Origin of the sequence: Streptomyces sp. NPDC059201 (assembly GCF_042754585.1) — a bacterium.
Lineage (GTDB): Bacteria > Actinomycetota > Actinomycetes > Streptomycetales > Streptomycetaceae > Streptomyces.
On sequence record NZ_JBHZBB010000007.1, the window covers coordinates 191,576 to 216,257 of the forward strand.

The window sequence follows — 24,682 nt, forward strand, 5'->3', positions numbered from 1 at the left end:
CGGCAGGAGACCGCCCTTGTTCCGTGCACAACTCACCGAGGTCACCAAGCGCTACGACGACCGGTACGTCCACCACCGGACCGTCCTCGACCGCGTCTCCCTCACCGTCCGGCCCGGCGAGCGCCTCGGCGTCGTCGGGGACAACGGCTCCGGGAAGTCCACCCTGCTCCGGCTCCTCGCCGGCCTCGAGACCGCCGACAACGGCACCGTGGCCGTCGACGCCCCCGGCGGCCTCGGCCACCTCGCCCAGACCCTCGACCTCCCCGCGACCGCGACCGTCGGCGACGCCGTCGACCACGCGCTCGCGGAGATCCGGGAGCTGGAGCGGGAGATCCGCGAGGCGGAGCGCGCCCTCACCCCCGCCGGGCTCGACCGGTACGCGTCCCTGCTCGCCGCCTACGAGGCGCGCGGCGGCGCCGGGGCCGACCGGCGCGTGGCGACCGTGCTGCGCCGCCTCGGCGAGACCGCGCCGCCCGGCCGGGACCGGCCGCTCGGCACCCTCTCCGGCGGACAGCGGGCCCGGCTCGCGCTCGCCGGCGTCCTCGCCGCCGACCCCGAGCTGCTGCTGCTCGACGAGCCGACGAACGACCTCGACGACGAGGCCGTCGCCTGGCTGGAGGAGCGGCTGCGCACCCACCGGGGCACCGTCGTGGCCGTCTCCCACGACCGCGCCTTCCTCGACCGGGTCGCCACCTCCGTCCTGGAGGTCGACGAGGACCGGCACACGCTGCGCCGCTACGGCGACGGCTACGCGGGCTACCTCGCCGGGCGCGCGGCCGAACGGGCCCGCAGGGCGCGGGAGTACGAGGAGTGGAAGGAGGAACTGGCCCGCCATCGGGCCCTCGCGGACAGCGCCATCGACCGCTTCACGGCCATCCCGCGCAAGGCCCCCGCCGCGTTCAGCGGGGCCGGCGCCTTCCGGGCCCGGTCACGGGCGCACGGGGCGATGAGCAGGATCCGCGCCGCCCGCGAGCGGCTGGCCCGGCTCACCGAGCACCCGGTGCCGCCGCCGCCCGAGCCGCTGCGCTTCCGCGCGGACCTGGCGGAGGCGGGCGAGGGCGCGGCCGTGGAGCTGACCGGGGCCGGGATCGAGGGCCGCCTCGCGCCGGTCACCCTGCGCATGGAACCGGGCGAGCGGCTGCTCGTCACCGGGCCCAACGGCGCCGGGAAGACGACCCTGCTCAGGGTCCTGGCGGGTGAACTCGCCCCGGACGCGGGCACCGTGAGGGCTCCGCGCCGGGTCGGACTGCTCCGTCAGGACACGGCCCCGCCCACCGATCCCCGTACGGTCGGCGAAGCCTTCGGCGCGGGCCGGGAGGACGAGCTGCTCTCGCTCGGGCTGTTCGCCGCCCGGGACCTGGGGACCCCGGTCCGCCTGCTGTCGACGGGCCAGCGCCGCAAGCTGGAGCTGGCCCGCCTGGTGACCGCCCCGGCCGACCTGCTGCTCCTCGACGAGCCGACCAACCACCTGGCACCGGCCCTCGTGGAGGAGATCGAGGCCGCCCTCGCGACCTACCGGGGCACTCTCGTCATCGTCAGCCACGACCGCCGGCTCCGCGCGCGCTTCCCGGGCCGACGCCTCGAACTGGCCCCGGCCCAGGCCCTCGTGAACAGCTAGCCGCGATTAGTCGTCGGAACCCTCCAGGTCGCCCTCCGTCTCCAGGAACACCTGGCGCAGGGCGGCCAGGGTCTCCGGGTCCGGCTTCTCCCACATGCCGCGCGACTCGGCCTCCAGGAGGCGCTCCGCGATGCCGTGCAGGGCCCAGGGGTTGGCCTCCTTGAGGAACGCCTGGTTCGTCTCGTCGAGGACGTACTCCTGGGTGAGCTTGTCGTACATCCAGTCGGCGACGACCCCGGTCGTGGCGTCGTAACCGAAGAGGTAGTCGACGGTCGCGGCCAGCTCGAACGCGCCCTTGTAGCCGTGGCGGCGCATCGCCTCGATCCAGCGCGGGTTGACCACCCGCGCCCGGAAGACCCGGGAGGTCTCCTCCACCAGGGTCCGGGTGCGGACGGTCTCCGGGCGGGTCGAGTCGCCGATGTACGCCTCGGGGGCGGTGCCGCGCAGCGCGCGGACGGTCGCCACCATGCCGCCGTGGTACTGGAAGTAGTCGTCCGAGTCGGCGATGTCGTGCTCGCGGGTGTCGGTGTTCTTCGCCGCCACCGCGATCCGCTTGTACGCGGTCTCCATCTCGGCGCGCGCCGGGCGTCCTTCGAGCCCGCGCCCGTACGCGTACCCGCCCCACACCGTGTACACCTCGGCGAGGTCGGCGTCGGTGCGCCAGTCCCGCGAGTCGATCAGCTGGAGGATGCCCGCGCCGTAGGTGCCGGGGCGGGAGCCGAAGATGCGGGTGGTGGCGCGGCGCTCGTCGCCGTGCTCGGCGAGGTCGGCCTGGGCGTGGGCGCGGACGTAGTTGTCCTCCGCGGGCTCGTCGAGCCCCGCGACCAGCCGGACGGCGTCGTCGAGGAGGCCGATGACGTGCGGGAACGCGTCCCGGAAGAAGCCGGAGATGCGCAGGGTGACGTCGACGCGCGGGCGGCCGAGCTCCGCGACCGGGATCGGCTCCAGGCCGTTGACGCGGCGGGACGCCTCGTCCCACAGCGGGCGGACGCCGAGCAGGGCGAGCGCCTCGGCGACGTCGTCGCCGGCGGTGCGCATGGCGCTGGTGCCCCACAGGGAGAGGCCGACGGAGGTGGGCCACTCTCCCCCACCCTCCGGGCGGGGGGACCCCCAGTTGTCGGTGCGGTACCGCTCCAGGAGGGAGTCGGCGAGCGCCTGGCCGGTCTCCCAGGCGAGCCGGGACGGCACGGCCTTCGGGTCGACGGAGTAGAAGTTCCGGCCGGTCGGCAGCACGTTGACCAGACCGCGCAGCGGCGAGCCGGACGGGCCGGCCGGGACGAAGCCGCCGTTCAGGGCGTGCACGGCGTGGCCCAGCTCGTCCGTGGTGGCGGCGAGGCGCGGCACGACCTGCTCGCAGGCGAAGCGCAGCACCGCGTGCACGTCCGGGCCGTGCGCGGCGGCCACGGTCGCGACCGCGTCGACGGACCAGCCGGCGGCCTCCATCGCCTCGACCAGCTCGCGGGCCTTCGCCTCCGCCTCGTCGGCGGTGGTGCGGGTCGCGGCCGACTCGTCCAGGCCGAGGGCCTCGCGCAGGCCGGGCAGGGCCTGGGTGCCGCCCCAGATCTGGCGGGCGCGGAGGATGGACAGGACCAGGTTGACCCGGGCCTCGCCCTCCGGGGCGCCGCCGAGGACGTGCAGGCCGTCGCGGATCTGGGCGTCCTTGACCTCGCACAGCCAGCCGTCGACGTGCAGCAGGAAGTCGTCGAAGCCGTCGTCGTCGGGCCGCTCCGCCAGGCCGAGGTCGTGGTCGAGCTTGGCGGCCTGGATCAGGGTCCAGATCTGGGCGCGGATCGCGGGCAGCTTCGCCGGGTCCATCGAGGAGATCTGCGCGTACTCGTCGAGGAGCTGCTCCAGGCGCGCGATGTCGCCGTACGAGTCGGCGCGGGCCATCGGCGGCACCAGGTGGTCGACGAGGGTGGCGTGGACGCGGCGCTTGGCCTGGGTGCCCTCGCCCGGGTCGTTGACGAGGAACGGGTAGACCAGCGGCAGGTCGCCGAGGGCCGCGTCGGGGCCGCAGGCGGCGGACAGGCCGGCGTTCTTGCCGGGCAGCCACTCCAGGTTGCCGTGCTTGCCCAGGTGCACCATCGCGTCGGCGCCGAAGCCGCCGTCCTCCGCGCGGGCCGCGATCCAGCGGTAGGCGGCCAGGTAGTGGTGGGAGGGCGGCAGGTCGGGGTCGTGGTAGATCGCGATCGGGTTCTCGCCGAAGCCGCGCGGCGGCTGGATGAGCACGAGGAGGTTCCCGCGCCGCAGGGCCGCGAGGACGATGTCGCCCTCGGGGTTGCGGGACCGGTCGAGGAACATCTCGCCGGGCGCCGGGCCCCAGTGCTCCTCCACCTGCTCGCGCAGCTCGGCGGGCAGCTCGGCGTACCAGCGCTTGTAGTCGGCGGCCGGGATGCGGACCGGGTTCTTCGCCAGCTGCTCCTCGGTGAGCCAGTCCTGGTCGTGGCCGCCGGCCTCGATGAGGGCGTAGATCAGCTCGTCGCCGTCGCCGGAGACGAGGCCCGGCAGGTCCGCCTCGGGGCCGAAGTCGTAGCCCTCGGCGATCAGGCGGCGCAGCAGGGAGACGGCGGAGGCGGGGGTGTCGAGGCCGACCGCGTTGCCGATGCGGGAGTGCTTGGTGGGGTACGCGGAGAGGACGAGCGCGAGCCTCTTCTCGGCGTTCGGGATGTGCCGGAGGCGGGCGTGGCGGACGGCGATGCCGGCGACGCGGGCGGCGCGCTCGGCGTCGGCGACGTACGCGGGCAGCCCGTCGGCGTCGATCTCCTTGAAGGAGAACGGGACGGTGATGAGCCGCCCGTCGAACTCGGGGACGGCGACCTGGCTGGCTGCGTCCAGCGGCGACAGGCCCTCGTCGTTCTCGTCCCAGGCGGAGCGCGAGCCGGTCAGGCAGAGCGCCTGGAGCACCGGCACGTCGAGCGCGGCGAGCGCGCCCGCGTCCCACGCCTCCTCGTCGCCGCCCGCCTGCGCGGCGGCGGGCTTGGTGCCGCCGGCGGCGAGGACGGTGGTGACGATGGCGTCGGCTCCGCGCAGGACGGCGAGCAGCTCCTCCTCGGGGGCCCGCAGGGAGGCCACGTACAGCGGCAGCGCGCGGGCCCCGGCGTCCTCGATGGCGTCGCAGAGGGCGCCGACGAAGGCGGTGTTCCCGCTCATGTGGTGGGCGCGGTAGTAGAGCACCGCGATGACCGGTCCGGTCCCGTTCCGCTCGGCGCGGTCGAGGGGGCCCCAGGTGGGGGCGGCGGCCGGTGCCTCGAAGCCGTGGCCGGTGAGCAGCACGGTGTCGGAGAGGAAGCGGGCCAGCTGCTCCAGGTTGCCGGGTCCGCCGTGGGCGAGGTAGGCGTGCGCCTCGGTGGCGACGCCGATCGGCACGGTGGAGGCGGCCATCAGCTGGGCGTCGGGTGCCTGTTCGCCGCTGAGCACGACGACCGGCTTTCCGCTCGCGAGGAGCGTGTCGAGCCCCTCCTGCCAGGAGCGGACCCCGCCGAGCAGCCGGACGACGACGAGCTCGACCCCGTCGAGGAGCCCGGTCAGGTCACCCAGCGGAAGCCGGGAGGGATTGGCGAAGCGGTACGCGACCGGCCCTTCGGGCGCGGCAGCGTTCGCCGCGCGGGCACTGAGCAGGTCGGTGTCGGAGTGCGACAGCAGCAGGAGCATGGCGAGGCTCAGGCCCTTCCTCGGGGTTGTCCGCGCCCCGGGTGGTCGTATGGACGGCGGGAGTTCCTGACTCACCCGAACCGTCCCCGGTACGGGCTCACAGTGGCGGGACCGCGCCGGATTCTCACCGGGCTTCCTCCCCGGGGTCCTGGGACCCCATGCCGATCTGCATAGTAGATCGTGCGGTCGGCGCGCCGGAGGGGGCCGGAGAGTCGGCCGGATCACACCCGGTGGTCGTCCGGTTCCCCGTGGGTATGCTCGCCGCCATGCCGCCGACCCCACCCACGACGCCCGAACCGGGCGAACCCCGCATACGGGACCGTGGCGACGCGTGCCCCGGGGCGCTGCGTCTGCATGGCGCCGATGACGGGTTCCTGGCTCGACTCCGGCTGCCCGGGGGGCGGTTGACGGCGCGTCAGGTGGAGGTGCTGGCGGGGGCCGCCGCGTCTCTGGGGGACGGGCGGGTCAGTGTGACCTCGCGGGGGAACGCGGAGCTGCGGGGGCTCGGGGAGGGGTGCGGGGCGGAGCTGGCCGCGGTGCTCGGGGCGGCGGGGCTGCTGCCGTCCCCGACGCACGAGCGGGTCCGCAACATCGTGGCCTCGCCCGCCGCCGGGCTCGACGGACTCGGCCACGCGGACGTGCAGTTGTGGGTGCGGGAGCTGGACGCGGCCCTCTGCGCGGAGCCCCGCGCGGCGGGCCTCTCCGGGCGTTTCCTCTTCGTCCTCGACGACGGGCGCGGCGATGTGACCGGCCTCGGCGGCGATGTGACCTTGATCGCAGCACCGGACGGCGCCGCGCTCCTGACGGCGGGCTCCCGGACCTTCCGGCTGTCCGCCGCCGACGCCGTCCCCGCCGCCCTCGCCTGCGCCCTCGCCTTCCTCGACGCGGCCGCCGGCACCGGCGCGTGGCGCCCGCGCGAGCTTCCCGCCGGGCTGCTTCCGGAGTGGGGCGGCGCCCTGGCCAGGGCGGGGATCACCGCGGAGCCCGTACCGTCCCTTCCTTCCCCTTCGGCGCTCCCGCCCGCACCCGGTCCGCTCGGCGGCCACGCACTGCATGTCCTCGCCCCCCTCGGCCGGCTCACCGCCGCCCAGCTGCGGGCCCTCGCCGAGGGCGCCGACGAGGTGCGCCTCACGCCCTGGCGCGGCGCCGTCGTCGTCGGGGCGGGCGCCGGGCGGCTCCCCGCCCTGGAGGCGCACGGCCTGATCACCCGGCCCGACGCCCCCGGCACCGGCGTCACCGCCTGCACCGGGACGCCCGGCTGCGCCAAGTCCCTCGCCGACGTGCGGGCGGACGCGGCGCGCGCGCCCGGCGGGCCGCTGCCCGTGCACTACTCCGGGTGCGAACGCCGCTGCGGACACCCGCACGGCACCTGGATCGAGGTCACCGCCCGGGACCCCGACACGTATCTGCTGGACGGCGCCCCCGTCCCCCGTACCGCCCTGGCCGAAGCCGTGGCGGCGGCCCGTACGAGATGAGTGAGAGCTGAGGATGTACGAGTACGAGAAAGACGGCGCCGAGATCTACCGCCGCTCCTTCGCCACGATCCGCGCCGAGGCGGACCTCGCGGGGCTGCCCGACGACGTCGCCACCGTCGCCGTGCGCATGATCCACGCCTGCGGCATGACCGACCTCGTGCGGGACATCGCCCACTCCCCGGACGTCGTCTCCCGCGCCCGCGCCGCGCTCCGGGCCGGCGCCCCCATCCTCTGCGACGCCCAGATGGTCGCCTCCGGCGTCACCCGCAAGCGGCTGCCCGCCGACAACGACGTGCTGTGCGCGCTCTCCGACCCGGCCGTACCCGCCCTCGCCGCCGAGCTCGGCACCACCCGCTCCGCCGCCGCCCTCGAACTGTGGCGGGACCGCCTCGAAGGCTCCGTCGTCGCCATCGGCAACGCCCCCACCGCGCTCTTCCACCTCCTGGAGATGATCGCGAAGGGCGCGCCGAAGCCCGCCGCCGTCCTCGGCATCCCGGTCGGCTTCATCGGCGCCGCCGAGTCCAAGGACGCCCTCGCCGCCAACGACCTCGGCCTCGACTACCTCGTGGTCCGCGGCCGGCGCGGCGGCAGCGCCATGACCGCCGCCGCCCTCAACGCCCTCGCGCACGAACCGGAGATCCAGGCATGAGCGCCCCCGCCACCGGCAAGCTGTACGGCGTCGGGCTCGGCCCCGGCGACCCGGACCTCCTCACCCTCGCCGCCGTGAAGGCCATCGCCGAGGCCGACGTCATCGCCTACCACTCGGCACGGCACGGCCGCTCGATAGCCCGCTCCATCGCCGCGCCCCACCTGCGCGAGGACCACGTCGAGGAGCGGCTGATGTACCCGCTCACCGTCGAGACCACCGACCACCCCGGCGGCTACCGGGGCGCCCTCGACGACTTCTACGAGGAGGCCGCGGCCCGGCTCGCCGCCCACCTCGACGCGGGCCGCACGGTCGCCGTCCTCGCCGAGGGCGACCCGCTCTTCTACGGCTCCTACCAGCACATGCACAAGCGGCTCGCGGACCGGTACGACACCACCGTCATCCCCGGCGTCACCTCCGTCAGCGCCGCCGCCGCGCGGCTCGGCGAGCCGCTGTGCGAGGCGGAGGAGGTCCTCACGATCATCCCCGGCACCCTGCCGGAGGACGAGCTGACGGCCCGCCTCGCGGGCACGGACTCGGCGGTCGTGATGAAGCTCGGCCGCACCTTCCCGACGGTGAAGCGGGCCCTGGAGCGGGCGGGCCGGCTGGACGACGCCCGGTACGTGGAGCGGGCGTTCATGGCGGGCGAGCGGACGGAGCGGCTCGCGGACGTCGACCCGTCGACCGTCCCCTACTTCTCGGTCGCCGTCCTCCCCTCCCGTATCGATCAGGAGAATCCCGTACGGGAGACGGGCGAGGTCACCGTCGTCGGCACCGGCCCCGCCGGGGCACCCTGGCTGACCCCCGAGTCGCGCGGCGCCCTCGTCAACGCCGACGTGCTCGTCGGCTACACCACCTACCTCGACCGGGTGCCGGTGCTGCGCCCCGGCCAGATCCGGCACGGCTCCGACAACAAGGTCGAGTCGGAGCGCGCCGAGTTCGCCCTCGACCTGGCCCGGCGCGGGCACAAGGTCGCGGTCGTCTCCGGCGGCGACCCGGGCGTCTTCGCCATGGCCACCGCCGTCCTGGAGGTCGCCTGCGAGCCGGAGTACGCGGACGTGCCCGTACGGGTCCTCCCGGGGGTGACCGCCGCCAACGCGGCCGCCGCCGCGGCGGGCGCCCCGCTCGGCCACGACTACGCGACGATCTCGCTCTCCGACCGGCTCAAGCCCTGGGACGTCATCGCGGACCGCCTCCGCGCCGCCGCCGGGGCCGACCTCGTCCTCGCCCTCTACAACCCCGGGTCGAAGTCCCGCACCCACCAGGTGGCCGCCGCCCGCGACCTCCTCCTGGAACTCCGCTCCCCCGACACCCCCGTGGTCGTCGCCCGCGACGTCGGCGGCCCGGAGCAGTCGGTGCGTGTCCTGACCCTGAAGACCCTGGACCCCTCCGAGGTCGACATGCGGACCCTGCTGCTCATCGGCTCCTCGCAGACCAGGGCGGTCGACCGGGGCGACGGGCGCACGATCACGTGGACGCCGCGGCGGTACGGCTGAGGGGGCGCGTAGGGAGAGGTTGGTGGGGGGAGGGGGCAACCCTCCCCCCACCTCGTGGGTCACACAGGCGTTCGCCGTTCGATCTGCTTCTGCCTCCTCCCTCCAGGTCCGGAAAGGGCCCCTCCCTGTGCTGACCCGCCCTGTGCTGACTCGTCACCGCCTCTGCGCGCTGGCCACCACCGCCGCGCTCGCCGCCTCCGGCGGCCTGCTCACCGCCACCCCGGCCGCCGCGGCCGTCACCTGCGCGTCCCCCCTGTGGAAGGCGGAGTACTTCGCCAACACCACCCTCACCGGCACCCCGAAGCTGACCGCCTGCGACGCCGCGATCGCCGAGAACTACGGCCTCGGCGACCCGGCGGGCGTCACCCTGCCCAGGGACAACTTCTCCGTCCGCTGGACGCTCACCCGCGACTTCGGCTCCGGCGGCCCCTTCTCGTTCGCCGCCGAGACGCAGGACGGCATCCGCGTCTACCTCGACGGCGTCCGCAGGATCGACCTCTGGAAGAACGTCACCGTCAACCAGCGGAAGACGGTCAACCTCACCGTCCCCGCCGGCCGCCACACCCTCCGCGTCGACCACGTCGCCTGGACGGGCACGGCGAACGTCAGGTTCGCCTACGCGCCCCTCACCACCGCCACCGCCGACAAGGTCCGCCCGCTGGCACCCGCCGGCGCCACCGCCGTCTACGACCGCGCGCTCAACAGGACCACGCTGAAGTGGGCGGCGAACAAGGAGATGGACCTCGCCGGCTACCGCGTCTACCGGCGCCTCAGCACCTCCGCCACCTGGGCGAAGGTCAGCGGCGCCACCGCGCTCGTCACCGCCCGCGCGCACGTCGACTCCCCGCCGCCGACCGGCCAGACGTACGTGTACGAGCTCCGCGCCGTCGACCGGGCCGGCAACGAGTCCCCCGGCGGCGCCGACCTGACGGTCGTCTCCGCGGACCGGACCCCGACCGCCGCCCCGGCCGGCGTGACCGCGACCGACGGCGCCACCGGCGTCGTCCTGGCCTGGCGGCCGGTCGCGGGCGCGGCGAAGTACACCGTCCACCGGCAGCGCACCGGCACCACCACCCCCGCCACCCAGGTCGCGTCCGGCGTCACCGCCACCACCTGGACGGACCGCACCGCCGCCGAGCGGACCCGCTACACCTACTGGGTCTCGGCCGTCGACCCCGCGGGCAACGCCTCGGCCCGCACCGCCGTCACCGCCACCCACGACGACCACACCGCCCCCGCCCCGGTCGCCGGCCTCAAGGCGACCCCGCGCGAGGACGGCGTCCTCCTGGAGTGGACGCCCAACCCCGAGTCCGACGTCAAGCTGTACGAGGTCTACAAGGCCGTGGAGATGGAGGACGGCGCGGGCGACCTCGTCTGGGTCGCCCACCACGTCGAGTACCTGACGTCCGCCGCCTCGTCCTACCTCCACGAGAGCGCGCCGGACGGCGAGCACGTGCTGTACGGCGTGGTCGCCATCGACACCGCGAACAACCGGATCTCCTTCGACGACCCGGGTCTGGACTGGGTCGAGGTCACCGAGCTGAGCGAACTCGACATCCCGAGCGACAGCTGACGTCTGGGGGCTGACACCCGGGGGCGTACTCCCGGGGGCTTACTCCCGGGTGAAGGTGCCCAGGCCCTCGCCGTTCAGGTACTCAACGGTGAAGGTCTTTCCGTCTCCGGTGAAGGTGACTCCGGTGCGGCCGACGGCGTTCTCGCCGCGTGTCTCGAAGCTGAAGACGTCGCCGTCGTAGTGGGTGAGGCGGTACGCCTGGGGTTCCGGCCCCAGGCGGAGGGTCAGCGCGCCGTCCTCACCGGCCACGACCTCCGCGCGCCCGTAGTAGTCGCTCGTGTACGTGCCCGCGTACGCGTCGGCGTCCTGCGCGGGCTCGGCGCCGGACGGCGGGCGGGCGTAGTCGGTGTCCGAGCGGCCCTCGTCCTCCTGCGCCTGGTAGACCGCGTCGACCAGCGGGATCCAGTCACGGCTGATCTTCCCGGTCTCGGCGATGTCGAAAAAGTCGAGGGCGACGGCGTCGGCGACGCCGACCGGCGCGGTGTTGGTGAGGACGACGATGCCGAGCTGCTCGCCGGGCAGCATCGTCACGTTGGTGTGCGCGCCTTCGGCGAAGGCGCCCGTGTGGGAGAGGCGGAGCCGGCCGGCGTCGTCGTAACTCACGTTCCAGCCGAGGCCGTAGAAGCCGGTGCGGGCGGCCGGGGCGCTCGGCGGGTTCGAGACCGCCTCGGGCCAGTGGGTGCGTTCCAGGGCGTCGGCGGCGATGATCCGCTTGCCGTCGAGTTCGCCGTTCGCGAGCTGGAGCCGCAGCCAGAGCGCCATGTCGCGGGCGGTGGAGCTGACCCCGCCGGCCGGGGACTGCGCGTCCGGGTCGCGGACGAACTCCGGCTTCCACACGCCCTCGCCTTCGCCACCGCCGCCGGTCTTTACATGGCCCCAGGCCCGGTCCTTCGCCTTCTCGAAGTCCTCGAAGCGGGAACTGGTCGAGTCCATGCCGGCCGGCTCGTAGAGGACGTCCTCGGCCAGCTTCTCCCACGGCACGCCCTTCTCGTCGGCGACGGCCTGCGCGGCCGCCGTCAGGCCGAAGTTGGTGTAGGCGTAGCTCGCGCGGAACGGCGCCAGGGGCTCGTACCGCAGGTGGGAGAGGATGTACCGCCGGTCGTAGCCGAGGTCTTCGAGCAGGTCGCCGGCGTGGTCGGGCAGCCCGCTGCGGTGCGAGAAGAGGTCGGCGACGGTCACGTGATCGGTGACCCACGGGTCCTTGAGGCGGAAGCCCGGCACGTGCGGCGCGACGGGCTGCGACCAGCCGTCGACGCCGACGGCGCCGGCGACGACCGTGGAGGCGATCGGCTTCGAGACGGAGGCGAGCTGGAAGACGGTGTCGGCGTCGACGGCGGCGCTCTCGCCCGCCTTCCGCACGCCGTACCCCTTCAGGTGCAGCACCTTCCCGTCGTGGACGACGGCGACGGCCACGCCCGGCACGCCGGTGCGCTTCATCGCCGCCTCGACCACCCCGTCGAGCCGGTCGACGGCCCGCCGCACATCGGCGGCGCCGAGCTCGGGCGGGGGCTGATTCGGCGGAGGCGTCGGCGCGGGCGTGGGCGTGGGGCTCGGGGCGAGCGCGGTGGCGCCGAGAAGCGCCGCCAGCCCGGTCGCGACAAGCCAGCGAAAGGTAGCCGAGCGAACGGTAGCCACGCCTTCCATTGAACGCCGGACGGGGTGGTCTGTCGCGCGGACAGCCCTACGCCAGGCCGCCCCGTACCCACCCGGCCGCCTCCTCAGACGTCGCCACCGTCGGTACGCCCTCCGGGACAGGCGGCCGCCGGACGACGATCACCGGGATCCCCGCCTCGCGGGCGGCGGCGAGCTTCGGGGCGGTCGCGGCGGCGCCGGAGTCCTTCGTGACCAGCACGTCGATCCGGTGACGCGCCATCAGCTCCCGCTCGCCCTCCAGCGTGAACGGCCCCCGGTCCAGCAGGACTTCGAGACGGGCGGGTACGGGTCCCTCCGGGGCGTCCACCGACCGTACGAGGAACCACTCCGGCCGTTCCGCGAACACGGCCAGCCCCATCCGGCCGGTGGTCAGGAACACCCGGTCACCGATCCCGCCGAGCGCACCAAGTGCCGCGGCAGCCTCCTCCAGGGAGCCCACGTCACGCCAGTCGTCCCCGTCGCCCGGGACCCAGCCGGGGCGGCGCAGCGCCAGCAGGGGAACATGGGCGGTGGCGGCCGCCCGGGCCGCGTTGAAGCTGATCCGCTCGGCGAAGGGATGGGTGGCGTCGATGACCGCGTCCACGGCGTGCTCCCGCACCCACGCCGCGAGCCCCTCGGCCCCGCCGAACCCGCCGACCCGCACCTCCCCGGCCGGCAGCCGGGGCGCGGCGACCCGCCCCGCGAGGGAGCTGGTCACCCGCACCTCGCCGGCGAGCAGCCCCGCCAGGACGCGGGCCTCGGTCGTCCCTCCGAGAATGAGTACGTGCAGCATAGGAGCCTCTTCGTGAGTACCGGCGGCGGGCGCGAGGCCCAACTCAAGCACACGGGTCTGCGGCCCGGCTGGACGACCGGTGCCTGTGCGACGGCCGCGACGACCGCCGCGTACACGGCGCTGCTCACCGGCGATTTCCCGGACCCGGTGACGATCACGCTGCCGAAGGGCCAGACCCCGTCCTTCGCCCTGACGGCGGAGTCCCTGACGGGTTCGGGAACCGCCAGGGCGGCGATGGCGGCGGTGGTGAAGGACGCGGGCGACGACCCGGACGTCACGCACGGCGCGGTGATCCGCTCGACGGTACGCCTCCTGCCGCCCGGCTCCGGCGTCGTGTTCCGCGCGGGCGAGGGCGTCGGCACGGTCACCCTCCCCGGCCTGCCCCTGGAGGTCGGGGAACCGGCGATCAACCCGGTCCCGCGCCAGATGATGCGGGACCACGTGGCGAGGGTCGCGGCGGCGCACGGCGCGCCGGGCGACGTCGAGGTCACGATCTCCGTCGACGACGGCGCGGAGATCGCCCGCTCCACGTGGAACCCCCGCATCGGCATCCTCGGCGGCCTGTCGGTCCTCGGCACGACCGGCATCGTCGTCCCGTACTCCTGCTCGGCCTGGATCGACTCCATCCGCCGAGGCGTCGACGTGGCCCGCGCGGGCGGCCTCACCCACGTCGCCGGCTGCACGGGCTCCACCTCGGAACGCACGGTCACCCAGCTCTACGACCTCCCGGACATCGCCCTCCTCGACATGGGCGACTTCGCGGGCGCGGTCCTCAAATACATCCGCCGCCACCCGGTAGCCCGCCTCACGATCTGCGGCGGCTTCGCCAAACTCTCCAAACTGGCCGCCGGCCACCTGGACCTCCACTCGGCCCGCTCCCAGGTGGACAAAACCTTCCTGGCCGACCTGGCCCGCACGGCCGGCGCGCCCGACGCCCTGGCGAAGGAGATCGCCGCCGCCAACACGGGCCTGGCCGCCCTCCGCCTCTGCGAAGCCGCCGCCGTCCCCCTGGGCGACCTGGTAGCCACCACAGCCCGAGACGAAGCCCTGGCGGTCCTGCGCGGCGCCCCGGTCACGGTAGACGTCATCGCCATCGACCGAGCGGGCACCGTAGTCGGCCGCTCGACGCCGGCAGGCCCGTAACCCCATCGAAAGACCGAAAACAGGGTCAGCCGAGATAAGGCTGCTCGCGGCGCTCCAGGAAGTGGCTGATCCTGAGCCGCTGCGTGGGGTGCATCGGAAGTCGGTCCAGTTCGCCCGGAGGAACGAACCGCAGCTCCGTCGACTCGTCGGAGATCACCGGTTCTCCGCCGACGATCCGCGCGGTGAAGCAGACATTGAACTGCCGGCGCACCTCGCCATCCGTGTAGGCGATGATGTGCCTCGGATCGGTGTACGTGCCCACCAGCCCCGTGATCTCCACGTCCAAGCCGGTCTCTTCCTTGACCTCGCGGACAGCCGTGCCGGGAAGCGACTCGGTGAGATCCATACCCCCGCCGGGCAGGGCCCACAGACCGTTGTCACGCCGCCGCTGAAGCAGGATGCACCCCCGCTCGTCGGTGACGACAGCCGAAGCCGCGACGACCATCCTGTTCGGCTCGGGCGCGTTCGGCTCGTCGTAGTACTCGGTCCGCGCCATACTCACCCCTCGTCCCGCACGGGCGTCGCCGCGGACCACACCGCGTCGAAGCTCCCGGCATACGTGTCGAACATCCCGCCTTCACCGCTTCGCCGAAGATGCCACACCGGCGCCCCGTACGCGTTGACGCCCCAGACGTGGGCATTGACCAGCAACTGATCGTCGGCGCGGTAGAGCGAGTTGTAGAGCGTCGTGCCGTGGGTCCGGACATCGATGCCGGGCACGTCGATCAGGGGCCGGTAGTGCATGAGCGCCAGTCGGCAGCGGGACTCGATGCCGTGGCCGAACCTCTCCTCCTGACCGCGCGCCCGGACGTTCTCGCTCTCGGCATCGCCCACCGCGATCCGGACCGAACAGCCCTCTGCGGCCCGCTCCTTCAAGAGCTCGTCGAGACGGGGATACGCCTCGTGCAGAAAGACGGCGGCGTACACCAGCACGTCGATGCGCTCGCGCGCCTGGGCCAGCATGTCGACGAACGCTGACACGGGGACGTTCGCCCTCTGTTCGTAGAGCGTCACGAGTTCCGGGCTGATCGCTCGCGCCGCGCGCGCCTGCCGAAGTGCCGGCCAGAGTGCGTGCACGTCTTCTCCTAGGGTCTCTGCCGCCCGCATGGCTGTGACACGGCGTGGCGTACGGCCGAGATTGACCCATCGCTCCACAGATTTGGGGTCTACGTCGACCTTTTCCGCGAAGGTGGCGTACGTCCAGCCTCCGTCCGCCATAACGGCACGAAGCCTCTCGTTCGGCATGAGTCTCCCCCTGATTCTTGGGACGGCACCAGGGACGTTCTACCTGACGCGGGACGTCCCGAAGTGGGGTTCGGTGGAGGTTCCGACGTCCTCGTGAACGGCAGCATGCTCATGCGCATGGCGAGCAAGCAGCAGGCCGGCCCCGAAATCGGTGAACTGGCCAAGGACCAGAGGACCGGACGCATCGGCAGTGTCGTGGGCGAGATCGGCGCACCCTTCCTCGACAGACACGACGTACGGATGACGTTGCGGGTCTCCCGCGACTCCGGGCAGACGTGGGGGCCTCGTACAGAGGTACGGGTGGGCGAGGACCCGGTGGTTCCGGAGAACCCGGGCCGCTACCCGCCGTGCGTCTGCCCCCGGTGCGCAACGCGGGAACGGAATGCCGTCGCAACCTTCCGGATGGTGTCGTGATGCGGTGCGCGCACTGGCGCCGGGTGCCCCTCGACCTGGCAAGGGAAGCACAGGAGAAGTCAGCCGCCCCTTACATCGACAAGGCGGTGCAGTGCCAACTGTCCACGCACGACGACGGTGAGCACTTCGGTCTCCTCACCGACGCCGACGCGTACGGGACCGCGCTGTGGCTCCGCTGGCGCGGTCCGCACGAGACGGAACTCGTCGTGCTGCCGGACTGCCCGGTGGCCGGCCCTGAGCCCGACGGCGAGGGCTGCTGTCTGTTCGCCGACCACACCAACCAGCACACCTGGGAAGACGCCCTGGAGGAGGTCGCGTGCACCAGCTGATCGCGAGCCCGTACAACGGAACGTTCCTGATCGCCCGCCCCGGCTCCAAAGGCGGAATGCGCATCCCCCGGGCGCTGTACGAAGAACTGGCTTCGACCGCCGAGAGCAGCCGTCCTCTGCCGGTCTGGCTCATCGACCACGCCCGCACCGCCTGGGGCGTGGACCTGGCGGGCGCGGTGATGCGGGACGCCGTTCTCGTACGCCGCGATACCGGCCTCGGGTACGGCCGGGCCACGTACGAGATCAACAAGGGCTGCAACTTCAACTGCGAGCACTGCTACCTCGCCGAGCGGAAGTTCGAGGGACTGCCCTGGCCGGACAAGGTCCGGCTCCTGCACCTGCTGCGGGATGCCGGGGTGCTGTGGCTCCAGTTCACGGGCGGCGAGCCGCTGATCGACCGGGACTTCATGAAGGCGTACGCGCTCGCCCACCGCTCCGGGATGCTGGTCGAGATCCTGACCAACGGCTCCCGGCTCCACCGCCCCGAGATCACCGGCCTCCTGCGCGACCTGCCGCCGCACAAGGTGACCGTCTCCCTCTACGGGGCGACCCCCGACAGCTTCGACTCGCTCACCCGCAGGCCGGGAGCGTTCGATCTCGTCGAGAAGGGGCTCGTCGCGGCGCGCGAGGCCGGCATCGCACTGGAACTGGCACTGATCATCACCCGGCACAACGCCCACGAGCTGGATGCCATGCGGGCCCTCGCCAAGCGGTACGGGGCAGGCCGCCAGGAGTACGGGACCATCTCCCCGACGTACACGGGCACACCCGAGCCCCTGGCCGCGCAGGCCCCCGGATTCCTGGACAAGAGCAGCGTATTCAAGGGCTGCCCCGCAGGCCACACCTTCTTCCACGTCGACCCGCACGGCCTCGCGACCATGTGCAAGGTCGGTCGCGAGAACCCCGTCGACCTCATGACCGAGGGCCTGGACGGACTCCTCCGTCTGCCCGGCATCGCCGATGCCCAGATGCTTCGCACCGGTGGCTGCGGTGGCTGTCGGCTCTCCGGCACCTGCCGGGTCTGCCGACCGCTCGCCAAGGCGTACCAGGAGGCGAAGGCACCACTCGACACCTATTGCCGACACGGAAGCGAGGAAACGCGATGACCACTGTCATGGTGGAGATCGGACCCAGGCCACCGGCCCCGCAGGAACCCGAGGGAGTCGTCCTCCTGGACGACCTGGAGGTGCTGACGGAGGGCGCCGTCCCCGGCTGCAACGACGACAACCCGTACCGGTAGACGACCGGCCGCACAGATCCGCGGGGGCTCCGGACCGTTCTTCCGTCCGGAGCCCCCGCACCACTACCCCGTGGAAGAGTGAAGCCCCATGGCGACCACCCGCATCGGCCTCGACAAGCTGCCGCCCGCCGCCCGTGCCGCCGTCGAGGAGCACACCGGCCCTCTCCTCACCGTCGAGGAAGCGGCTGAGGGGTTCAACAGCGAGATCGCGGCCCGGGTCACCTCCGCCACAGGCACCTGGCACATCAAGGGCCTGCGCACCGACCACCCTCGCGCCTGGACCCAGTGCCGGGAAGCCGCCGTCGCCCCCTTCCTCACCGGCCTGGCCCCCGCTCTCCGCTGGCGTGTCGAGACCGCCGACTGGGACCTCCTCGGCTTCCAAGCCCTCACCGGTCACCACGCCGACTACGCCCCCGGCTCCCCCGACCTCCCCGAAGTCGTCGCCCTCCTGGGCCGCCTCGGCGAGACCCCATGCCCCGGCATCGACCTGCGCCACGCCGAACAGCGCCTGGAGCGCTACGCCGCCCGCCCGGACGACCTCCGCTTCTTCGCCGGGGCGCACCTCCTCCACACCGACCTGAACAACACCAACGTCCTCGTCGACGACCACGCTCCGCAGGGCGACCGGGCCCGCCTGGTCGACTGGGCGTGGGCGACACGTGGAGCGGCCTGGCTCGACGCCGGCTACTGGGTCATCTGGCTCATCGCCTCCGGCCACACCCCCACGTCGGCCGAGCACCGGGCCGCCGGGATCCCCTCCTGGCACGCCGCCCCCGCCGAGGGCATCACCGCCTTCGCCGCCGCCAACGCCAACGTCTGGGCCGAGATCAGCACCGCCGCCCCCGACCCGTGGACGCTCCGCCTCGCCCATGCCGCCACTGCCTGGCACGCGCACCGCAGTGCCGGTTGAGCCGGACTCGGCGCACCTGGCGCTCGCCGATGCCCACCTCCGTGCGCCGGCGGGCCGGCCTCGCGTCGGCGGCCGGGGAAAAGTCCACGACAGGCGGCGGGGCTCGGCGGAGAATCGGTGGATGGCCGACTTCTCGTACAAGCCGACTCTCACCGGGGATCTCGTGGTTCTCCGTCCGGTGACGGAGGACGATGTCCCTGCCCTGCTGCCGATGTTCGACGACCCTGAGGTGGCTCGGCTGACCGGTTCGCATGCCCGCTTCGACGAGCCGGGGCTTCGCGGGTGGTACGGCTCCCGGGGGGAGCAGCCGGACCGCTTGGACCTGGCGGTGGTGGAGCGGGCCAGCGGGCGGGTGGTCGGGGAGGTGGTGCTCAACGAGTGGGATCCGGGGAACGAGAGCTGTGCGTTTCGGATCTGCTTCGTCCCCGACGGGGTCGGCCGGGGGCTCGGGACGGAGGCGACGCGGCTGATCGTCGCGTACGCCTTCGAGGAGTTGGGGCTGTACCGGGTGTGGCTGGAGGTGTACGCGTTCAATCCGCGGGCTCGGCGGGCCTATGAGAAGGCCGGGTTCACGGCGGAGGGGGTGCTGCGGGGGGCGCTGCTGTGGGAGGGGGAGCGGGTGGACGCGACGGTGATGGCGGTGCTGGCGCCGGAGTGGGGGGCGGCGCGGGGCTGAGTCAGGCGTCGTCCTCCGGCGGGGCGCCTTCTAGGAGGCGTTCTGCGATGTCGTCGGCCCAGCGCTGGGCCCAGGCGCGGAGTTCGTGGATGCGGGTCTCGTCCAGGCCGTGGGCGGTGAACTCGGTGTCGTCGATCCACTCCGCGCCGGCGAGCTTCGTCTGGAGTTCCTCCAGGTCGAAGGCGTCCCGGGCGTGCTGTCGGCCCAGTTCCTCCAGCTCTTCGGGGCTCCAGCGGTCGGCGGCTGCGCGGACGTCGATGAGGTCGCGGGCCATGCCCCGGTCCGCGAGGGCGCGGACCTTCGTGCCGACGACGTCGCGGAGGGAGAGGAGGAGGCCGAACTCTCTGGTCTCGGGAGGGCCGCACAGGACCTCCTTGAGGATGTCGACCTCGCAGCTCTCACCGGTGGCGGGGTCGGTGACGATGAGGCGGGCGGAGAGCGGGTCGGTCTCGATCGTCCGCACCTGCCATCCCCGCGTCTCCAGCTCCGTCCGCAGGTGGGCGGCGATCTCCGCCATCGGGCGGGGGTTCTCGGTGGCCACGTCGAGATCCTGGCTCAGCCGGTCCACGAGGCCGTGCGCCTGGACGGCGTAGCCGCCGGTCAGGACGAGCGGATACTCGGTGCCCGCCGCGAGGACGTCGTCGAGGAGGCGGCGGTGCAGCTCGGTGAGGTTCACCCCGCGCGCCCGGCGACGGCCACCGGGGCCAGTTCGTGGAAGGCGTCCTCCCAGACCACCCGCAGGTCCTTGCTGACCAGGGTGCGCAGGACGGGCCACATCTCGACGAGGAGGTCCCGGTTGAGGTGCCGGACGAGGTCCTCGCGGCCGCCCTCGGCGAGCACCGTGCGGTAGCAGCTCATCCGCAGCCGGGGCCGGTCGAGGTCGTACTCCGTCAGGCCGGACCAGGCCAGGTGCAGGGGAAGCCGGACCCGTCCGTGCCCGGGTCCGCGCAGTGCGGACAGGTCGGTGGGGAGCCGTCGTGCGTACCGTTCGCGCCGTACCTCGGAGACGGTCGTCTCATGTGCCATGCCCGATTATCCCCACACCCGCCCGCCCCGGTGGCAACTCGTACCTCGACGGCCTCAGACCAGCTTCTCCAGGTCGTCGGGGTCGGAGGCATCGATGGCGTACTCGTGCCCGTGCAGTCCCGCGTCGGCGAGGAGCCGACGGGCCTGGCGGGCTTCGTCCTTGCCGATGTCCGCCACTCGGACGCGGGAGAGCACCCAGTCCCAGCGCCGCTCGGTCGTCCGGCCGTCATACGCCAGGCGAACCGACATCGCGCGATCGCCCCGCACCGCGAGCGACAGTGCCTCACTGTCCAGGACGAAGGACCGGAGTGGCCGGTCCGCCCGTGGCGTCACGCGGCCTCATCCGCGTGCGCCTCGCGGGCCTGCCGACGGCGTTCGTGTTCGGCGTCGAGTTCTTCCAGCTCGGTGCGTGCGGCGGCCCGCTCGACGTCAGTGATGGGGCCGTACTCCTCCTCCAGCCAGCCGACCAGTTCCCGCAGCCGGTCACGGTCGCGCCGCATCCGCAGCGCCTCCGCGACGTACGCCGAGAGGCCGTGCTCGGCCGCCTCGGCGCGGACCTCCTCCAGGAGGTCCTCCGGGATCGTCACCGTCACCTTTTTCGTCGCCATACTTATGACCGTATTCCCCACACCCAGTGCCGTACGTGACGTCCGCCGTTTCCGACCCGGATGCGGTACGGCGTGCCCGAACCTAGGCTTACCCCCACAAAACCCCCGCGAGAGAGGGAGTCCGATGGCGAAGCGTGGCAACAAGAAGCGGGCGCGCAAGAAGAAGAAGGCGAATCACGGCAAGCGGCCCAACGCCTGAGCCGTGCTCTGCGCCGTGTGAGCTGTCGTAGGCCCCGGGGATCGGACTTCCCGGGGCCTCGCCGTGCGTCAGCAGGAGTGCGTCAGCAGGTGTGCGTCAGCAGGTGTGGCGGTCTCGGGTGGGGTCGTAGAGGTGGCTGTCCCGGAATTCAGAGGCGGCGAGGGTGCGGCCGACGATGATGACGGCGGTCTTGGTGATGCCGGCCGCCTTCACCTGGTCGGCGATGTCCTCCAGGGTGCCGCGCAGGACGAGCTCGTCGGGGCGGCTGGCCATGGCGACGACGGCGGCGGGGCAGTCGGCGCCGTAGTGGGGGACGAGTTCGGAGACGATGCGGTCGGTGTAGCGGGCGCCGAGGTGCAGGACGAGCAGGGCGCCGCTGCGGCCGAGGGTGGCGAGGTCCTCGCCCTCCGGCATGGGGGTGGCCTGCTGGGCGATGCGGGTGAGGATGACGGTCTGGCCGACGGTGGGGACGGTGAGTTCCCGCTTGAGGGCGGCGGCCGCCGCGGCGAAGGCCGGGACGCCGGGCACGACCTCGTACGGGATGCCCGCCGCGTCGAGCCGGCGCATCTGCTCGGCCATGGCGCTGAAGACGGACGGGTCGCCGGAGTGGAGGCGGGCGACGTCCTGGCCCGCCTCGTGCGCGGCGGTGATCTCCGCGACGATCTCGTCCAGGTGCATCTTCGCCGTGTCGACGAGCTTCGCGTCCGCCGGGCACTCGGCGAGCAGCTCGCGGGGGACGAGGGAACCGGCGTAGAGGCAGACGCCGCACTTCGCGAGGGTCCGCGCGCCGCGCACGGTGATGAGGTCGGCCGCGCCGGGGCCCGCGCCGATGAAGTAGACGGTCATCGCTCTTCAGAACCTTTCGTTACGGACCACTGGGTCACGGGCATGGCCGTGCGCCAGCCGGTGAAGCCGCCGACGGGGACGGCGGCGGAGACCGCGAGCCGGATCAGTTCGCCGCCGTGGCGGCGGTACCGGTCGGCGAGCAGCGCCTCGGATTCGAGCGTCACGGTGTTGGCGACGAGCCGGCCGCCGTCCGGGAGCGCGTCCCAGCAGGCGTCGAGCAGCCCGGGGACGGTGAGCCCGCCGCCGATGAAGACCGCGTCGGGCGCGGGCAGGCCGGCCAGCGCGTCGGGTGCGGGTCCGGTGACGACGCGGAGGGCCGGTACGCCGAGGGCCGCGGCGTTTCGGGTGATCCGCGCGGCCCGTTCGGGCGACCTCTCGACGGCGATCGCCCGGCAGTCGCGGTGGGCCCGCATCCACTCGACGCCGATGGAGCCGGAGCCGCCGCCGACGTCCCAGAGGAGTTCCCCGGGGGCGGGCGCGAGCGCGGCGAGCGTCGCGGCGCGGACGTACCGCTTGGTGAGCTGCCCGTCGTGCTCGTACGCCTCGTCGGGCAGGCCGGGCGTAGCGCCGAGCCGCAGCGTGCCGGGATCGCGTACGCAGTCGAGCGCGAGGACGTGGAGGGCGTCGGTCCGGGCGTGCGGCCAGTCGGCGGCCGTCGCGTCGAGGAGGCGCTCGGCGGGCCCGGCGAGCTGTTCGAGGACCCGGATCCGGGTGCCGCCCCACCCGGCCCCGCGCAGCAGCTCCGCGACCCGCGCGGGCGTCTCAGGCCCCTCGCCGAGGAGGAGGAGCCGGCGCCCGGGGTGCAGGGCGGCGCGGAGCGCGTCCAGCGGCCGGGCGACGAGGGAGACCGTCTCGACGGCCTCCAGCGGCCAGCCGAGGCGCGCGCAGGCGTACGAGACGGAGGACGGGTGCGGGTGGACGCGGAGCCGGTCGGCCCCGACGGTCTCCGCGAGGGTGCGGGCGATGCCGTAGAAGGAGGGGTCCCCGCTGGCGAGGACGGCGATCGCGCGCCCCTCGTGAGCGGCGAGGAGCCCGGGCACGGCCGGGCGGAGCGGGGACGGCCAGGCGATCCGCTCGCCCGGGCAGTCCGCCCCGGGCAGGAGGTCCAGCTGGCGGGGGCCGCCGAGGAGGACGTCGGCGGCGCGCAGCACGCGGCGGGCGGCCTCGGGGAGCCCGTCCCAGCCGTCCGCGCCGATTCCGACGACCGATATCGGGGCGGTCGGGGCGTTCGCAGCGTTCACGTCCGGGACTTTACGTGAGATCCGCAGGTCGGCGGCGTGTGGCGGCCCTCACTCGGACGGGCGGCCATGGAGCGTACGGGGAATACAGGGGTGGGTGGCACCGTTGGACCTGGTGATTTAAGCTTCAACTACTTCTTCCTTCACTCCTTCCACCGGAACGCGAGAGGTGACCACGATGCAGTTCGGGATCTTCACCGTCGGCGACGTGACGACCGACCCCACCACCGGCCGCACCCCCACCGAGCACGAGCGCATCAAGAACACGGTCGCCATCGCGCTCAAGGCGGAGGAGGTCGGGCTCGACGTCTTCGCGACCGGCGAGCACCACAACCCGCCGTTCGTCCCGTCCTCCCCGACGACCCTCCTCGGGCACATCGCCGCCCGGACCGAGAACCTGATCCTGTCCACGTCCACGACCCTCATCACCACCAACGACCCGGTGAAGATCGCCGAGGACTACGCGACCCTCCAGCACCTCGCCGACGGGCGCGTCGACCTGATGATGGGGCGCGGCAACACCGGCCCGGTCTACCCGTGGTTCGGGCAGGACATCCGCCAGGGCATCCCACTCGCCATCGAGAACTACGCGCTCCTCCACAAGCTGTGGAGGGAGGACGTGGTCGACTGGGAGGGCCGGTTCCGCACCGCGCTCCAGGGCTTCACGTCCACCCCGCGCCCGCTCGACGGCGTCCCGCCGTTCGTCTGGCACGGCTCGATCCGCTCCCCGGAGATCGCCGAGCAGGCCGCGTACTACGGCGACGGCTTCTTCGCGAACCACATCTTCTGGCCCAAGCAGCACACCGAGAAGATGGTCCGGCTCTACCGGCAGCGGTACGCGCACTACGGCCACGGCACGGAGGAGCAGGCGATCGTCGGCCTCGGCGGCCAGGTCTTCCTGCGGAAGAACTCGCAGGACGCGGTACGGGAGTTCCGCCCGTACTTCGACAACGCGCCGGTCTACGGCCACGGGCCCTCCCTGGAGGAGTTCAGCAGCCAGACGCCGCTGACGGTCGGCTCGCCGCAGGAGGTCATCGAGCGCACGCTGTCCTTCCGCGAGTACGTCGGCGACTACCAGCGCCAGCTCTTCCTCGTCGACCACGCCGGGCTGCCGCTGAAGACCGTCCTGGAGCAGCTCGACCTCCTCGGCGAGGAGGTCGTCCCCGTCCTCCGCAAGGAGTTCGCGAACCTCCGCCCGGCCGGCGTCCCGGCCACGGCGCCGCTCCACCCCGCCGTTCAGGTCCAGCAGAAGAAGGAGGCGTGACCCCCATGCGTACGCTCAAGCTGGTCGCCGTCTCGGCCGGCCTCAGCAGCCCCTCCTCCACCCGGCTCCTCGCCGACCGCCTCGTCCAGGCGACCCGTTACCGGCTCGCCGAGCAGGAGTACGCGGTCGAGGTCGAGGTCGTCGAACTGCGGGACCTCGCCGTGGACATCGCGAAGAACCTCGTCACCGGCTTCCCGTCGGAGGCGCTGGGGAAGGCGATCGACGCGGTGACCGGGGCGGACGGTGTGATCGCGGTGACGCCCGTCTTCACCGCGTCCTACAGCGGCCTGTTCAAGTCCTTCTTCGACCTGGTCGACCCGGCGGCCCTCACCGGTACGCCGGTCCTCCTCGGCGCGACCGGCGGCACCGCCCGCCACTCGCTGGTCCTCGACCACGCCCTCCGCCCCCTCTTCTCCTACCTGAGGGCCCGGATCTCCTCGACCGCCGTCTACGCGGCGTCGGAGGACTGGGGCACGGGGGGCGACGAGTACACGGAGGGCTTGCCGGCGCGGATCAGGAGGGCGGGAGAGGAGTTCGCGATGCTGATGATGTCGGAGCTTGCCGCTGAGGAGACGGAAGAGGAGATCGTCCCCTTCGAGAAGCAGTTGGCTGACCTCAGGATGGATTGACCGTTTTGTTAGGTTGGTGGGGTACGTATCG

The 24,682-nt window shown here is 73.2% G+C and carries 26 protein-coding genes and 1 riboswitch; of the genes, 15 read left to right on the forward strand and 11 right to left on the reverse strand.

Annotated features, from left to right (window positions below; translation table 11 throughout):
- Positions 1-16: 16 nt before the first annotated feature.
- Complete coding sequence (gene abc-f, locus ACFXMG_RS23210) at positions 17-1,618, forward strand: ribosomal protection-like ABC-F family protein (protein WP_383815735.1); 1,602 nt, start codon at positions 17-19, stop codon at positions 1,616-1,618.
- Between the two features lie 6 nt (positions 1,619-1,624).
- On the opposite strand, the gene cobN is transcribed toward abc-f, so the two are convergent.
- The gene (cobN, locus tag ACFXMG_RS23215) at positions 1,625-5,269 is read right to left on the reverse strand and encodes a cobaltochelatase subunit CobN (protein ID WP_383815732.1); all 3,645 of its coding nucleotides are present in this window, start codon (positions 5,267-5,269) and stop codon (positions 1,625-1,627) included.
- A 38-nt stretch (positions 5,270-5,307) separates the two neighbouring features.
- Positions 5,308-5,444, reverse strand: a riboswitch (cobalamin riboswitch).
- 79 nt (positions 5,445-5,523) lie between these two features.
- On the opposite strand from cobN, the gene ACFXMG_RS23220 reads away from it, so the two are divergent.
- The 4 genes from ACFXMG_RS23220 (at position 5,524) to ACFXMG_RS23235 (ending at position 10,459) form a co-directional block, all read left to right on the forward strand.
- Positions 5,524-6,744 carry a cobalamin biosynthesis protein CobG gene (locus ACFXMG_RS23220; protein ID WP_383815731.1) on the forward strand — a complete coding sequence of 407 codons (1,221 nt, stop codon included), beginning with the start codon at positions 5,524-5,526 and terminating at the stop codon, positions 6,742-6,744.
- Between the two features lie 13 nt (positions 6,745-6,757).
- Positions 6,758-7,393 (forward strand): precorrin-8X methylmutase, encoded by a 636-nt coding sequence (locus ACFXMG_RS23225; protein ID WP_383815729.1) that lies wholly within the window; start codon positions 6,758-6,760, stop codon positions 7,391-7,393.
- Positions 7,390-8,886, forward strand: a complete 1,497-nt coding sequence (locus ACFXMG_RS23230; protein ID WP_383815727.1) for a precorrin-2 C(20)-methyltransferase — start codon at positions 7,390-7,392, stop codon at positions 8,884-8,886. Before ACFXMG_RS23225 ends, ACFXMG_RS23230 begins: the two co-directional genes overlap by 4 nt.
- Positions 8,887-9,013: 127 nt before the next feature.
- A complete protein-coding gene (locus tag ACFXMG_RS23235) occupies positions 9,014-10,459 on the forward strand; it encodes a PA14 domain-containing protein (RefSeq protein WP_383815725.1) in 1,446 nt (481 codons plus the stop codon).
- Positions 10,460-10,498: 39 nt separating this feature from the next.
- Here ACFXMG_RS23235 and ACFXMG_RS23240 read toward each other — a convergent pair whose 3' ends face one another.
- Together ACFXMG_RS23240 and ACFXMG_RS23245 are read right to left on the reverse strand one after the other, a co-directional pair.
- Positions 10,499-12,103 carry a serine hydrolase gene (locus tag ACFXMG_RS23240; protein ID WP_383815723.1) on the reverse strand — a complete coding sequence of 535 codons (1,605 nt, stop codon included), beginning with the start codon at positions 12,101-12,103 and terminating at the stop codon, positions 10,499-10,501.
- A gap of 37 nt (positions 12,104-12,140) precedes the next feature.
- Positions 12,141-12,881, reverse strand: coding sequence for a cobalt-precorrin-6A reductase (locus ACFXMG_RS23245; RefSeq protein ID WP_383816078.1), 741 nt, complete (start codon positions 12,879-12,881; stop codon positions 12,141-12,143).
- A 15-nt stretch (positions 12,882-12,896) separates the two neighbouring features.
- Between ACFXMG_RS23245 and ACFXMG_RS23250 the strand changes: the two genes are divergently transcribed.
- The gene (locus tag ACFXMG_RS23250) at positions 12,897-14,027 is read left to right on the forward strand and encodes a cobalt-precorrin-5B (C(1))-methyltransferase (RefSeq protein ID WP_383815720.1); all 1,131 of its coding nucleotides are present in this window, start codon (positions 12,897-12,899) and stop codon (positions 14,025-14,027) included.
- 25 nt (positions 14,028-14,052) lie between these two features.
- On the opposite strand, the gene ACFXMG_RS23255 is transcribed toward ACFXMG_RS23250, so the two are convergent.
- Complete coding sequence (locus tag ACFXMG_RS23255; protein WP_383815717.1) at positions 14,053-14,523, reverse strand: NUDIX hydrolase; 471 nt, start codon at positions 14,521-14,523, stop codon at positions 14,053-14,055.
- Between the two features lie 2 nt (positions 14,524-14,525).
- Positions 14,526-15,272, reverse strand: a complete 747-nt coding sequence (locus tag ACFXMG_RS23260; RefSeq protein WP_383815714.1) for a helix-turn-helix domain-containing protein — start codon at positions 15,270-15,272, stop codon at positions 14,526-14,528.
- A gap of 117 nt (positions 15,273-15,389) precedes the next feature.
- Here ACFXMG_RS23260 and ACFXMG_RS23265 point away from each other — a divergent pair, with 117 nt between their 5' ends.
- The 6 genes from ACFXMG_RS23265 to ACFXMG_RS23290 all read left to right on the forward strand — a co-directional run bounded on the left by ACFXMG_RS23265 (position 15,390) and on the right by ACFXMG_RS23290 (position 18,841).
- Entirely contained in the window at positions 15,390-15,686 is a 297-nt protein-coding gene (locus ACFXMG_RS23265; protein ID WP_383815712.1) for a hypothetical protein, read from the forward strand.
- On the forward strand, positions 15,686-16,015 hold the full coding sequence (locus tag ACFXMG_RS23270) for a hypothetical protein (RefSeq protein ID WP_383815710.1): 330 nt from the start codon (positions 15,686-15,688) through the stop codon (positions 16,013-16,015). Before ACFXMG_RS23265 ends, ACFXMG_RS23270 begins: the two co-directional genes overlap by 1 nt.
- Positions 16,003-17,121, forward strand: coding sequence for a radical SAM protein (locus ACFXMG_RS23275; RefSeq protein WP_383815707.1), 1,119 nt, complete (start codon positions 16,003-16,005; stop codon positions 17,119-17,121). Before ACFXMG_RS23270 ends, ACFXMG_RS23275 begins: the two co-directional genes overlap by 13 nt.
- Positions 17,118-17,255 (forward strand): hypothetical protein, encoded by a 138-nt coding sequence (locus ACFXMG_RS23280; RefSeq protein ID WP_383815705.1) that lies wholly within the window; start codon positions 17,118-17,120, stop codon positions 17,253-17,255. Before ACFXMG_RS23275 ends, ACFXMG_RS23280 begins: the two co-directional genes overlap by 4 nt.
- Positions 17,256-17,343: 88 nt before the next feature.
- A complete protein-coding gene (locus ACFXMG_RS23285; protein ID WP_383815702.1) occupies positions 17,344-18,165 on the forward strand; it encodes an aminoglycoside phosphotransferase in 822 nt (273 codons plus the stop codon).
- 121 nt (positions 18,166-18,286) lie between these two features.
- Positions 18,287-18,841: a GNAT family N-acetyltransferase gene (locus tag ACFXMG_RS23290; RefSeq protein WP_383815700.1), complete on the forward strand. Its 555-nt coding sequence runs from the start codon at positions 18,287-18,289 to the stop codon at positions 18,839-18,841.
- 1 nt (position 18,842) lies between these two features.
- Here ACFXMG_RS23290 and ACFXMG_RS23295 read toward each other — a convergent pair whose 3' ends face one another.
- The 4 genes from ACFXMG_RS23295 to ACFXMG_RS23310 form a co-directional block, all read right to left on the reverse strand.
- Positions 18,843-19,517: a nucleotidyl transferase AbiEii/AbiGii toxin family protein gene (locus ACFXMG_RS23295; protein WP_383815697.1), complete on the reverse strand. Its 675-nt coding sequence runs from the start codon at positions 19,515-19,517 to the stop codon at positions 18,843-18,845.
- On the reverse strand, positions 19,514-19,867 hold the full coding sequence (locus tag ACFXMG_RS23300) for a transcriptional regulator (RefSeq protein WP_383815694.1): 354 nt from the start codon (positions 19,865-19,867) through the stop codon (positions 19,514-19,516). Before ACFXMG_RS23300 ends, ACFXMG_RS23295 begins: the two co-directional genes overlap by 4 nt.
- Before the next feature lie 54 nt (positions 19,868-19,921).
- A complete protein-coding gene (locus ACFXMG_RS23305; RefSeq protein ID WP_383815692.1) occupies positions 19,922-20,116 on the reverse strand; it encodes a hypothetical protein in 195 nt (64 codons plus the stop codon).
- Positions 20,117-20,196: 80 nt separating this feature from the next.
- Positions 20,197-20,475, reverse strand: coding sequence for a CopG family transcriptional regulator (locus ACFXMG_RS23310; RefSeq protein WP_383815690.1), 279 nt, complete (start codon positions 20,473-20,475; stop codon positions 20,197-20,199).
- 124 nt (positions 20,476-20,599) lie between these two features.
- Here ACFXMG_RS23310 and ACFXMG_RS23315 point away from each other — a divergent pair, with 124 nt between their 5' ends.
- Positions 20,600-20,674 (forward strand): 50S ribosomal protein bL37, encoded by a 75-nt coding sequence (locus ACFXMG_RS23315; RefSeq protein WP_099895366.1) that lies wholly within the window; start codon positions 20,600-20,602, stop codon positions 20,672-20,674.
- A gap of 96 nt (positions 20,675-20,770) precedes the next feature.
- On the opposite strand, the gene cobM is transcribed toward ACFXMG_RS23315, so the two are convergent.
- Both cobM and cbiE read right to left on the reverse strand, forming a co-directional pair.
- On the reverse strand, positions 20,771-21,520 hold the full coding sequence (cobM, locus tag ACFXMG_RS23320) for a precorrin-4 C(11)-methyltransferase (RefSeq protein ID WP_383815687.1): 750 nt from the start codon (positions 21,518-21,520) through the stop codon (positions 20,771-20,773).
- A complete protein-coding gene (gene cbiE, locus ACFXMG_RS23325) occupies positions 21,517-22,761 on the reverse strand; it encodes a precorrin-6y C5,15-methyltransferase (decarboxylating) subunit CbiE (protein ID WP_383815685.1) in 1,245 nt (414 codons plus the stop codon). Before cbiE ends, cobM begins: the two co-directional genes overlap by 4 nt.
- Positions 22,762-22,936: 175 nt before the next feature.
- On the opposite strand from cbiE, the gene ACFXMG_RS23330 reads away from it, so the two are divergent.
- Both ACFXMG_RS23330 and ACFXMG_RS23335 read left to right on the forward strand, forming a co-directional pair.
- Positions 22,937-24,022, forward strand: coding sequence for an LLM class flavin-dependent oxidoreductase (locus ACFXMG_RS23330; protein WP_383815682.1), 1,086 nt, complete (start codon positions 22,937-22,939; stop codon positions 24,020-24,022).
- A gap of 5 nt (positions 24,023-24,027) precedes the next feature.
- Positions 24,028-24,651: an FMN reductase gene (locus ACFXMG_RS23335; RefSeq protein WP_383815680.1), complete on the forward strand. Its 624-nt coding sequence runs from the start codon at positions 24,028-24,030 to the stop codon at positions 24,649-24,651.
- The last annotated feature ends 31 nt before the right edge of the window (positions 24,652-24,682 follow it).

Coding starts and splice junctions, on each gene's coding strand:
- ACFXMG_RS23230 (WP_383815727.1), top strand. CDS start 7,390: ATGAGCGCCCCCGCCACCGGCAAGCTGTACGGCGTCGGGCTCGGCCCC.
- ACFXMG_RS23260 (WP_383815714.1), bottom strand. CDS start 15,272: ATGCCGAACGAGAGGCTTCGTGCCGTTATGGCGGACGGAGGCTGGACG.
- ACFXMG_RS23305 (WP_383815692.1), bottom strand. CDS start 20,116: ATGTCGGTTCGCCTGGCGTATGACGGCCGGACGACCGAGCGGCGCTGG.
- ACFXMG_RS23280 (WP_383815705.1), top strand. CDS start 17,118: ATGACCACTGTCATGGTGGAGATCGGACCCAGGCCACCGGCCCCGCAG.
- ACFXMG_RS23290 (WP_383815700.1), top strand. CDS start 18,287: ATGGCCGACTTCTCGTACAAGCCGACTCTCACCGGGGATCTCGTGGTT.
- ACFXMG_RS23285 (WP_383815702.1), top strand. CDS start 17,344: ATGGCGACCACCCGCATCGGCCTCGACAAGCTGCCGCCCGCCGCCCGT.
- ACFXMG_RS23335 (WP_383815680.1), top strand. CDS start 24,028: ATGCGTACGCTCAAGCTGGTCGCCGTCTCGGCCGGCCTCAGCAGCCCC.
- cobN (WP_383815732.1), bottom strand. CDS start 5,269: ATGCTCCTGCTGCTGTCGCACTCCGACACCGACCTGCTCAGTGCCCGC.
- ACFXMG_RS23330 (WP_383815682.1), top strand. CDS start 22,937: ATGCAGTTCGGGATCTTCACCGTCGGCGACGTGACGACCGACCCCACC.
- ACFXMG_RS23240 (WP_383815723.1), bottom strand. CDS start 12,103: ATGGAAGGCGTGGCTACCGTTCGCTCGGCTACCTTTCGCTGGCTTGTC.
- ACFXMG_RS23255 (WP_383815717.1), bottom strand. CDS start 14,523: ATGGCGCGGACCGAGTACTACGACGAGCCGAACGCGCCCGAGCCGAAC.
- ACFXMG_RS23225 (WP_383815729.1), top strand. CDS start 6,758: ATGTACGAGTACGAGAAAGACGGCGCCGAGATCTACCGCCGCTCCTTC.
- ACFXMG_RS23220 (WP_383815731.1), top strand. CDS start 5,524: ATGCTCGCCGCCATGCCGCCGACCCCACCCACGACGCCCGAACCGGGC.
- cobM (WP_383815687.1), bottom strand. CDS start 21,520: ATGACCGTCTACTTCATCGGCGCGGGCCCCGGCGCGGCCGACCTCATC.
- ACFXMG_RS23265 (WP_383815712.1), top strand. CDS start 15,390: ATGGCGAGCAAGCAGCAGGCCGGCCCCGAAATCGGTGAACTGGCCAAG.
- ACFXMG_RS23300 (WP_383815694.1), bottom strand. CDS start 19,867: ATGGCACATGAGACGACCGTCTCCGAGGTACGGCGCGAACGGTACGCA.
- ACFXMG_RS23310 (WP_383815690.1), bottom strand. CDS start 20,475: ATGGCGACGAAAAAGGTGACGGTGACGATCCCGGAGGACCTCCTGGAG.
- ACFXMG_RS23270 (WP_383815710.1), top strand. CDS start 15,686: ATGCGGTGCGCGCACTGGCGCCGGGTGCCCCTCGACCTGGCAAGGGAA.